We start from the raw sequence: 11021 nt of genomic DNA on the forward strand, positions 1-11021 counted from the left end.
AACAGGTCCTGCATCTGGATGACCTCGCCTTCCATACCAGTGACCTCTGTCACGTGCGTGATACGGCGGGAGCCATCGCTGAGACGTTGAGCTTGGATGATGATGCCAATCGCCGCTGAGACATTATTCTTAGGCATCAGTTTATACTCCTCAAAATTTCTATTTTAGGAATGCTAGTAAAAGCGAGTTCTACGGCAAAAATCATTGCAAAAGGTAACTTCTCGGAACACTTTTCTTGAGTTCCTAATGTTTTAACCATTGGCATTCTCCTTTTTATTAAGATTATATTTGCCGTATAATTAATATTTTCCTACCTAAATTTTAGTCTGCCAACCTAACAAAAATGGGATTTAGGGGGGAATGTCCTAAACGCTTTACCCCCTGAAGAAATGGGAAAAAGTGGGATTTTAGAGCTAAAAATGGGAAAATGTGTGATAATGTGGGGTAAAAATAAATTAAATTCAGCAAACTTTTAGAAATCTATGGAGATTCAAGAAGCTTTAAAGTGGACGGATGACCTTGTTTTTGCCTCAACAGGAAAGCATCTCGACTCACTACAACGCTCTATTTTGGAGGGTGCATGGCAAAATCAACCATATAAGAGCATTGCAGATGATTACCACTGCACTCCAGATCATGTCAGAAAAACAGCGTGGGAATTATGGCAACAACTATCAGATATTTTAGGGGAAGAGGTAAAAAAATCAAATATTAAAGCTAAATTAGAACGAATCGAATTTTCCCATATTTCCAATTTTGGTTCTGATACACAAATTTTTGGTGACATTAACATCTGTAGCAAAATTTCCCCCTATCCTAAAGCAGAAAAAACTCCAAAAAAACGATCACCAACCACCCCAACCAACTCCGACAACATTCAACCAGAAAAACGCCACGATCTGACGGACGCACCGGAACCGCATAACTTCGACAACCGCACCAACGAACTCGCAACCCTCAAAGAATGGATACTCGCAGAAAATAACCGCCTCGTCACCATAACCGGACTATCGGGTATCGGTAAAACCACCCTCACCAGACAACTCGTTGCAGAAATCAAAGACAACTTCCACCGCATCCTCTGGCGAAGTCATCGAAAATTCCCAACCCTCAACGCTCTCAAAACTAACTTAATTGAGTTTTTCTCCCCACCCCAACCACAACAAAATTTATCAATTCTAGATTACTTGCGTTTCCATCGTTGCCTAATTATTCTCGACGACTTCCAAGAAACATTAACCACCGGAGAATTTGTCGGTACTTACATTCCAGAATACAAAAATTACGGCAAACTCATCAAAGAAATAGCACGTTCTCCTCACAACAGTTGTTTACTCCTCCTCAGTTGGGAAAAACCCACAGAAATAGCTAACTTAGAAACAGAAAACTGTCACTGCCACACTCTACAACTTCAAAGTTTAGGAGAGTCAGCAAAAGAATTATTAAAAGCGAAAAATTTAACCGATGAAAATAGATGGTTAGAACTTATTAATCTTTACAGTGGCAACCCTTTATGGTTAAATATTATAGCTTCTACTATCCAAGATTTATTCAATGGTAAAGTGGCTCAATTTTTATCTTATTCCCATCTATTTTTAGGAGATTTAGAACCAATATTACACGAACATTATCAGCGTTTATCTGAGTCGGAAAAATTAGTTATGCAGTGGTTAGCTAATCAGGAAATAGGAGGGGATATTTCTAGTAAACCACCAAAATTTTCATCTGAAGGCGATTTTTTAGCAGCAGTACAATCTTTAAGAAAACGGAATTTAATCAAAAAAAATGTGAGTGAGGAAGGGTGTGTTTTTACTCTTGAACCTGTGATTAAAAAATATGTAAAAAATCAATCTAACAAAAGTTTTTAGTAGAGCTTTAGCCCGATATTAAATTAGGGATAAAGCCCTACTAAAAACATAATTTTTTTTATTACTTATTATCTGGTTACTAACTTATTTTCAGTAGTATTTAAGTCTCTAAATCACATTTTAGCTTGGGTTTGGAGACCAAACCCCTACGATAAAATTTAAGTCTCTAAATCACATTTTAGCTTGGGTTTGGAGACCAAAACCCTACGATAGGATTTAAGTCTCTAAATCACATTTTAGCTTGGGTTTCGAGACCAAACCCCTACGATAGGATTTAAGTCTCTAAATCACATTTTAGCTTGGGTTTCGAGACCAAACCCCTACGATAGGATTTAAGTCTCTAAATCACATTTTAGCTTGGGTTTCGAGACCAAACCCCTACGATAAAATTTTACAACATAAGCGTGGATTACTATAGTATTTTATTACTTTTAAGGTTGGCAAATACAACTTTGGTTTAACATTAATTATTGATAACTAAACAGGACTTACACAGAACCACCATATCTAGTAGAGGGCGAATGTCATTCGCCCCTACAAATGGTATATAATTTGGTATTTTGCGTAAGTCCTGACTAAATCTTTGCATACTCTACTATTTAATTTTTTCTTCCTAATAAAATACCATGAATCAACCATTACCTTTAGATTTTTCTCAGCAAAACCTACAACATCGCAATTTTCAAGGCCAAGACTTGACAGGGGCTAATTTTAGCGGTTCTGACTTAAGAGGTTGCAATTTTCAGGATGCTATCCTAATAGGCGCTAATTTTCAAGGTGCAATAATTGGGCAAAGTAGGAGCAAAATTAGGACTTTGATTGTCCGTTGTGCTGGAGCAGCGATCGCTGTTACTCTTGCTGCTGCTTTTGCTAGTTTTCTTGCTGGTGAAATGGCAGGAGTTGCTGCTTTGATTGCGACTGGTGCTGTAGCGATCGCTATTACTAATGCTGAGAGTGAGATTATTGCTGCTGTTTTAGCTGGAGTTGCTGCTGTTATCGGTTCGAGCGGTATTATCTATTTTTTAGCAGTAAATAACGTCAAAGGATTGTTATTATTTTTTGGTTCGGGAGTAATTTTTGGAGTTGCTGTTATTTTGTTTTTTCAAGTTGTTATGCAGTTAGAAAAGTTATCAAAAACATCTTTTGAAAATGCCGATTTAACTAATGCTATTTTTGATGAGGCAATTATTGAAGATTCCGAATTTTTCAATTTTTTAATTCCGCTAAAAAACAGGTGATTTTGTATTTATTTTTCATCATATTATTGCTTTGTAAATGTTATATAGCATTTCTCATAAAGATGAGGTACAGTTACGATCCCCCTAAATCCCCCTTGAGAAGGGGGACTTTGAAGACTCCCCCCTTTTTAAGCGGTTCCCCCCTTATCAAGCTATCCCTTATAAGGAACTCTTGAAACCCTTGTGGGAGGGTGGGGAGGAGGGGGAGGAAGAATTCTGTCTACATTCATAAAAAAGTGTGTTTTTCAATACACTTTTCTCCTGAAAAAGCCGATTCAAGACTAAAACATAACTTGTCTATGTTGTCAAGTTTTATGTTAAGAAAGATGTTGATAAAGCATAGCTTTTTAAGGGGGGCAGGGGGGGGCTAAAACTGTATCTCACCAATTTGAGAAACGCTATATCAAATCTGTTATCAGAAACCGGGTTTGTCGGAGGTAGATGTTTGAAACGGGGCATTTAAAACAAACCCGGTTTCACTGTCTAAAAGTATGTTTTTTGACGCATTATTATCGTTATTCCATGATTAAGTCAATCCTCTGGATTCCACAGCTCATTCACAGTTTCGTGGTTAATTTCATCACTAAAGTCGTTTTTTGTTGCAAATGCAAAATTCAAAATTATTCTTTCCTGATCTTCTTGTAATAGTGGATAAACGCGGTGCAATGTAGTTTTGGTTTGCATAAGGTAAACCGATCCAGAGGGGAAATAATACGACCTAATATTGTCTATTAGGAACCACGAAACAATGTCTGGAAAGTTCCTATCCCAATTCGTGTGAGGTACGCATTGAAGAATACCTCCTGCTGAAGGGGGCGGTGCTTTCAGAACAAAGATAATTGCAAAGGAATAGTCATCCCAGTGCCACCCATGTGTGTCTCCTTTTTTATGCAGCTTTGTTGCCACAATTTTTTCTGGCTCGTAGGGACATGGATAGACTTGTTCTCCCACAATGTCACATAGTAGACTTGTTAACCTAGGATCGTTATAAAGATCGGTTATCCGCTTATTCTGCTGTAAAAATCGTGATTCAACATTTGTCATTCGTCTGGGAGTGTGATCGGTAGCCTCCATTGTAAAATCCCGTCTCACTTCGTTAAGGGAGAACAGATGCTCCAAATTATTAAGCAAGTCGGCTTTGATTTCACTTGAGAAAAAGTCTGACAAATCTACTAGAGAGTGTGTAAAAAAGTGTTGTCGTTTTTGAGCTTTTTTCTCTGGATCGAGTAAAAGAGATGTAAAAAATTCTGTACTCAATTGATTCATTTGATTCATTGCCTTTAATTAACTAACTCAATTTGTCATAGTAGGGAACAGGGAACAGGGAACAGGGAACAGTTGGAAAAACATTTCCTAGTCTAAGATTCATCATCAGTAGTTGTCCTAACTCTCCCTTACTTTGCTATATTTTAATCAATTTGTCATAGTAGGGAACAGGGAACAGGGAACAGGGAACAGTTGGAAAAACATTTCCTAGTCTAAGATTCATCATCAGTAGTTGTCCTAACTCTCCCTTACTTTGCTATATTTTAATCAATTTGTCATAGTAGGGAACAGGGAACAGGGAACAGGGAACAGTTGGAAAAACATTTCCTAGTCTAAGATTCATCATCAGTAGTTGTCCTAACTCTCCCTTACTTTGCTATATTTTAATCAATTTGTCAATGCGTAAGTCCTTGCTCTGTTTCATTTTCACAAGAGCTAGCATAGGAAAATTCCAACTTTTTTCTGACGAGTGTCATTGATTAACAACATTTCAATAATTTTTAACTGATTTCAGGTTGACTAGAGATTTGTTTGTTTACACTTTGACTCAACTGAGCTAAGTAAATTCCAGTTAAGACAACGAAGAAAGCCACCCCATTCATAATCGTTAATTTCTCTGCAAATATAATCCAAGCCAAAAAACTTGTAAAAATGGGTTCGAGTAATAGAAAAAGAGAAACAAATCCTGATGAAAACTGCTTTAAGCTATAAGCCATAATTCCTTGACCAATAACTTGACACAGAACACCCAGGGCAATAGCTACTAACCATCCGTTTAGTGAAAAAGGAAACAGTTGATTTTCAGTCAGCAAAGTTAGGGGTAAAACAACTAATAATTCTATACTGCAAAGCCAGAGAAGCACTGTAGTTGTCGAAAATTTTTCTCGTAGCTTTTCAAGAACTATATAACTACCGGCATAAGACAAAGCAGAAAGTAAAGCCGCTATATCACCCCTCAAGTTACCTGGAGAAATCTGGAAGTCTTCTATGCTAATTGAAATTGTTCCTCCCAACCCCAGAACTAAACCAATTAAAAAGTAAGAATCAATTTTTTTTGCGAAAAATAACCATCCAATTAAAACTACAAAAAATGGCGTTGTATTATGAAGTAAGTTTGAGTTAGTAACGCTAGTTGCTGTTAAAGACCAAGCCCATAATAATAGAGAAGGTAAAGTAATCAGACCAAAAATTACACTCAGAGCGATATCTTTCTTTGTGTAGATTTCAGCTTGAATTGAAGCATCCTCAATGATTTTAGAGCGTGTTTTCGTAAATGCTTTCCAGGCTACTAAAGTAACAATCGCAATCCAAAGACGATTAAAGATGGTGGCAAAAGGGCCGATTTCGTTTTCACTGAGTCGAATAAAAATTGAAGCTGAAGATAAAATCAAAATGGCAGTTGACAAGAGTATCAATCCCATCCAATTTGATGTGACTATTGTTTTGGTATTTGACATTAAACTTCATTATCCGTTCAATGATTTTCGGGCTGAAAACATTCGTCATCATGGCGAAGATGATGGCAGCAGTGTTGCCTGGGGGAATCAGGTTGGACATCATCAGGGGATGATTCTAGTTGGGTATTCCCTTAATTAGAATTATAACAATTAATAGATTCAATCTGCATCATTAAATTGATGTTCAAATTCAAGCTATAAATTGTCAATTTTAGGATCTGTAACACTAATAACAAGAATATGATTGAAATCAGATTAATTTTATATTTTTTTTATATTTAAACCCACATTCTGCACGTCAATTTGTAACATACAAAGTAGTGCAAAATTTCCTATTCCCCTAGGGCGTCTCATCAAATAAAAAATTGACAAAATAACCATTCTATGATAAACAGAGATGAAGATACCTATGCCAATAAAATGACTGAAGCTACCAAATAATATCAAATCCTCTGCTGAGAGTAAGATTATTGCTGCTGTTTTAACTGGGGTTGCTGCTGTTATTGGTTCAAGTGGTATGATCTATTTTTTGGCAGGAAATAACGTCAAAGGATTGTTATTATTTTTGGGTTCGTGAGTAATTTTTGGAGTTGCTGTTGTTTTGTTTTTTCAAGTTGTTATGCAGTTATAAAAGTCATCCAAAACATCTTTTGAAAATGCCGATTTAACTAATGCTATTTTTGATGAGGCAATTATTGAAGATTCCGAATTTTTCAATTTTTTAATTCCGCTAAAAAATAGGTAATTTTGTATAAATTTTTGATCATAATTATTACTTGGTAAATTTAGCTTGACAAAATAATCATAGAGACTTATACTTCTGCAAGTATGCTTTAGTTAACTAGGAGCAAAATTAAGTGAGTAATAGTGAACCGATTAATTATGGTCGTTACTATTGATATGTTCGGGTAACTAAAGATATAGCCGAAAATCAAGAACAATATGTTCAGGCAGATGAAGCACAGGTAAAAGATGGTGTTTTATTGTTCCTGCAACACACTGATGAAGGAGCAAAAATTAATATGGCTTTTGCTCCGGGAACTTGGTTAACTACTTTTGTAACTTCTTATCAAACAGAAAAAGTTTAGATAAAAAGATACGTTTATTGTCAAATATTTTGGCAGCATAAATCAAGACAAAAATTGATTCGTATTGAGTCTTTGTTTGTAGCTGCCCTTGAGCGCTCCAAAGAAGTACAGATATAACAATTAAATTTTTGTAGGGCGGGCATCTTGCCCGCTATAAATACCTCACCAAGTTGGAATTTGTTGTAAGTGTTTTACCTAACACGATATAACTACCTCAAATAAATATTAACTAATCTGAATCATATCGTTATACTCACTAACAAACTGCTCATAAGTCAGGCGATCGTTTGCTGTTTTCGGACTCCAAAGTAATTCAAATACTAATAAATAATCAGGGGTAACTTTGCCTAATTCTTTCAAAGTTTTCTTGAAACTTTCCCGGTCATTAATTTCATCAAATAAAGGATAATCATCCTCTGTTCCCAACAACAAAGTTACAACAATATGATCGTCAACTTCCACATTTTTATCAACAGTATTAACCTCAAATTTACACCTCTCTGCAAAAGAAAACTGCTCAAAAATTCGTTCTGCTTCCTGTCTAGTTTCCACGGTTTCCGAACTGGCAGCAACATGAGTCCAATGTTCCTGAGTCTGAAGCAGAGCGATCGCCGACTGCAACAAAAATTCCACCCGATCTTCTGGCGTCTCAATATCGATCTTTTCGCTGATTCTTGCTAATTTAGATTGAATATTATTTGCTGGTGCAACCATCGCCACCTGTAACTTACTCACAGTCACAATATCATTAACCAAATCTTCGGGTACAGTTGCGACTGGTAGTTCTTCCTCAATAACTTCCACATATCCGGGCGACTCCTCAATAACTTCCACATATCCGGGTGACTCCTCAATAACTTCCACATATCCGGGCGACTCTTCAATAACTTCCATATATCCATCTCCTTCTGCAACCAAAACTTCTCGACGATAACCAAACAGAAAAGCGATAAACATAACCAACTCATATAAAATACATATCAAAATAATTCCCAGTAACAGTGTTAGCAAAAACATCGGCAACACTCCTGCGGGTCCCTCGTAATAGGTGTAAACCACTCGTTCGCGGAAAGTCGGACGGTAATAGTAGCGAACTCTAGTAGTTGGATGCACATAATAAAATCGACTTGTACCCACTTCCTCGTAATAATATCGCCTCGTACCGCCATCAATAAAATAACGTTGTCCGTTATCAACATTCATGTAGTAACGTCGTTGAGTTCCTGGTTGTACATAATAAAATCTCCCTGTACCTGCTTCCTGATAATAACGTTCTTGAGTTCCGGGGCGAGTATAATAACGCCGTCCGGTAGCAGGTTCGACAGAATAACGTTTCTTTGTAGTTGGAGCAAATGAACCACTGCGAGTCTTTCCTCCAGTGTTGATGTTATTGGTAGTGGGGCGAGTGGTATTGTTGGGTTGGGAAAATGAACCACTACGGTTAGAAGTGCCACCGGAAGTAGGAGATGGTTTAGCGAGGGGACGAGTGTTGCTTGGTTTGCTAAGGGAACCACTGCGGTTGGAACTGCCACCGGAAGTAGGGGATGGTTTAGCGAGGGGAGGAGTGTTGCTTGGTTTGGTAAGGGAACCACTGCGGTTGGAACTGCCACCGGAAGTAGGAGATGGTTTAGTGCTAGGGGGAGTATTATTAGTTTTTGGTGAAACTATATTGTTGTTTGTAGATTTGGGTTTTGAGTCACGAGGTTGAGTGCTAGTGGAGGAACCACTTCTACTGCGAGTGGAACTGCTTCTACTGCTGCCTCCTCCTTTTCTTCTTGCATAAGCAATGGAAGCATTTGTATTAATTAATTCGCCGAGATCGTTACTATGGAGATTAATGCTAACTTCATTAACCAAAAATAATGAGGCAATTGTTACTAAGATGAATTTAGATTTACGCATTTCCTGATTTTTCCTAATTTATAGTAATTAACAATGAGCTATAGCAATCCTAAATAGGTTGTAAGATTTTATAAATGCGGGGTTTGGTTTCCAAATCTTTTTACGCTTGGGTTTGGATATCAAACCCCTACAGTTTTTTTGATCACAAATCATTTCATATTGCTATATTAGAGAATTAAAAGCAAATTCTAAATTATGAATTCTGAATTCTCAATTATTTTGAGCTATTAGCTTTTTTCAGTGGTATATTTATTACCGAAAAATTAATAGAATTATTGCAGAAGTTAGAGAATTAAGAGCAAATTATAAATTATTCAATTTTCCGACTTTTTCTTAGCAATTTCCCGATTATTTCGATATAAATCAATCCGATTTTTAGCAGCTTCATATTGAGGATGAGATTCGGGTACTTCTTTCATTAAAACTAAAGCTTGATGCCAAGTTATTGCTACTTCATTCCACTGTGCTTGAGTATTAGCAACTTGGGCAAGTTCGGCTGCTTTTGTTGCTGCATTTATTCCCTCTCGAAATGGGTCAGAAATAGCAGCGATCGCTTCTGTTTTTTCAGTGGTATTTTCCGAGTTATTACTAATATTTGAATTATCTGGAATATTGGCAGCATCAACCACAAATTTATTATTTATGTGATTTCCTAATACTGCACTTCCTGAAAGAGACAAAATCAAACCAACTAGAATCAAGAAAAAATTTTTTCTGATTTGTTTTTTACTCCAATTTGCCATATAAAAAATTACAAAAGCAAAAGGAATTAATAAATAAGCAGCACCCCATAATGTGCCTTCAGCAAAAGCTTGAACTAAGCCCCATATTCCGCCTACTATTGCTAATATTAGACCTAGAATCAAGAGGGCAATTCCTACAAAAAACATTGTCCTTGAGTATCCTTATGCAATATATATTTGTACTAGAGTTATGCTATTTTTTTGTACTTAATTCTATGTTATACCATTGAGAAAAAATATTCTATAGTAAAAATACTGAAAGTTACATCATAAAGCAAATTTTCCTCATCTCAAACTGACAATATCCAGTTCCAAATAACATGAAATCAACATTTTTTAGCAGTGGCAAATCAATTCAAAATTCAAAATTATTAATTCAAAATTATTGATTCAAAATTATAACCTCTGCCTGTTTTCTCTGCATTCCGCAGGAAAGTCAGAGGCTTGAAACCAGGAAAATATTTTTGATTTTTTAACTCTTTGAAGAACGAGGTTTGAATCCTTAATTAAACAATTATTGAAATTAAGGAATGAACCAAAATTTTTGAACTTTGAATTTTGAATTTTGAATTCAAAAAATGGTCAATACAGTGTATTTATCAGTCTTTTGAATTTCAAATTTTGACTTTTAACTTGTAACTAACCTCCCGATTTTGTGGTCTAATCAACTGAAAAAATTAAATCTTACTTTTGAATTTTAACTTTTAACTTCGGAGTTACAAGAAACCGGGTTTGTGGGAGGTCAATGTGAGTAGAGTAGGGAATTTGAGACAAACCCGGTTTCTCGGCTTTTTTCTACCAATACTACTGGATTTGATATTACATCAGAAAACAAATTTTCCTCATCTCAAACTGACAATATCCAGTTCCAAATAACATGAAATTAAGAGTTTTTAGCAGTGGCAAATCAATTCAAAATTCAAAATTATTAATTCAAAATTATTGATTCAAAATTATAACCTCTGCCTGTTTTCTCTGCATTCCGCAGGAAAGTCAGAGGCTTGAAACCAGGAAAATATTTTTGATTTTTTAACTCTTTGAAGAACGAGGTTTGAATCCTTAATTAAACAATTATTGAAATTAAGGAATGAACCAAAATTTTTGAACTTTGAATTTTGAATTTTGAATTCAAAAAATGGTCAATACAGTGTATTTATCAGTCTTTTGAATTTCAAATTTTGACTTTTAACTTGTAACTAACCTCCCGATTTTGTGGTCTAATCAACTGAAAAAATTAAATCTTACTTTTGAATTTTAACTTTTAACTTCGGAGTTACAAGAAACCGGGTTTGTGGGAGGTCAATGTGAGTAGAGTAGGGAATTTGAGACAAACCCGGTTTCTCGGCTTTTTTCTACCAATACTACTGGATTTGATATTACATCAGAAAACAAATTTTCCTCATCTCAAACTGACAATATCCAGTTCCAAATAACATGAAATTAAGAGTTTTTAGCAGTG

Annotated in this window: 8 protein-coding genes; 3 read left to right on the forward strand and 5 right to left on the reverse strand. The window is 35.8% G+C overall.

What is annotated here, in order from left to right; all coding sequences use genetic code 11:
• Nucleotides 1–136: 136 nt before the first annotated feature.
• Nucleotides 137–259, reverse strand: a complete 123-nt coding sequence (locus F6K40_RS23005) for a hypothetical protein (RefSeq protein ID WP_293139430.1) — start codon at nt 257–259, stop codon at nt 137–139.
• Nucleotides 260–482: 223 nt separating this feature from the next.
• Here F6K40_RS23005 and F6K40_RS23010 point away from each other — a divergent pair, with 223 nt between their 5' ends.
• Both F6K40_RS23010 and F6K40_RS23015 read left to right on the forward strand, forming a co-directional pair.
• The gene (locus tag F6K40_RS23010; RefSeq protein ID WP_293139431.1) at nt 483–1868 is read left to right on the forward strand and encodes a helix-turn-helix domain-containing protein; all 1386 of its coding nucleotides are present in this window, start codon (nt 483–485) and stop codon (nt 1866–1868) included.
• Nucleotides 1869–2494: 626 nt separating this feature from the next.
• The gene (locus F6K40_RS23015; protein WP_293139432.1) at nt 2495–3106 is read left to right on the forward strand and encodes a pentapeptide repeat-containing protein; all 612 of its coding nucleotides are present in this window, start codon (nt 2495–2497) and stop codon (nt 3104–3106) included.
• A 531-nt stretch (nt 3107–3637) separates the two neighbouring features.
• Here F6K40_RS23015 and F6K40_RS23020 read toward each other — a convergent pair.
• Complete coding sequence (locus F6K40_RS23020) at nt 3638–4381, reverse strand: HalD/BesD family halogenase (protein WP_293139433.1); 744 nt, start codon at nt 4379–4381, stop codon at nt 3638–3640.
• Nucleotides 4382–4872: 491 nt separating this feature from the next.
• Nucleotides 4873–5763, reverse strand: coding sequence for a DMT family transporter (locus F6K40_RS23025; RefSeq protein ID WP_293139434.1), 891 nt, complete (start codon nt 5761–5763; stop codon nt 4873–4875).
• 1 nt (nt 5764) lies between these two features.
• On the opposite strand from F6K40_RS23025, the gene F6K40_RS23030 reads away from it, so the two are divergent.
• Entirely contained in the window at nt 5765–5968 is a 204-nt protein-coding gene (locus F6K40_RS23030) for a hypothetical protein (protein ID WP_293139435.1), read from the forward strand.
• A 1174-nt stretch (nt 5969–7142) separates the two neighbouring features.
• Here F6K40_RS23030 and F6K40_RS23035 read toward each other — a convergent pair.
• Together F6K40_RS23035 and F6K40_RS23040 are read right to left on the reverse strand one after the other, a co-directional pair.
• The gene (locus tag F6K40_RS23035; RefSeq protein WP_293139436.1) at nt 7143–8819 is read right to left on the reverse strand and encodes a DUF1517 domain-containing protein; all 1677 of its coding nucleotides are present in this window, start codon (nt 8817–8819) and stop codon (nt 7143–7145) included.
• A 314-nt stretch (nt 8820–9133) separates the two neighbouring features.
• A complete protein-coding gene (locus F6K40_RS23040) occupies nt 9134–9709 on the reverse strand; it encodes a hypothetical protein (RefSeq protein WP_293139437.1) in 576 nt (191 codons plus the stop codon).
• Between the last annotated feature and the right edge of the window lie 1312 nt (nt 9710–11021).

Origin of the sequence: Okeania sp. SIO3I5 (genome assembly GCF_010672085.1) — a bacterium.
Taxonomy (GTDB): domain Bacteria; phylum Cyanobacteriota; class Cyanobacteriia; order Cyanobacteriales; family Microcoleaceae; genus Trichodesmium.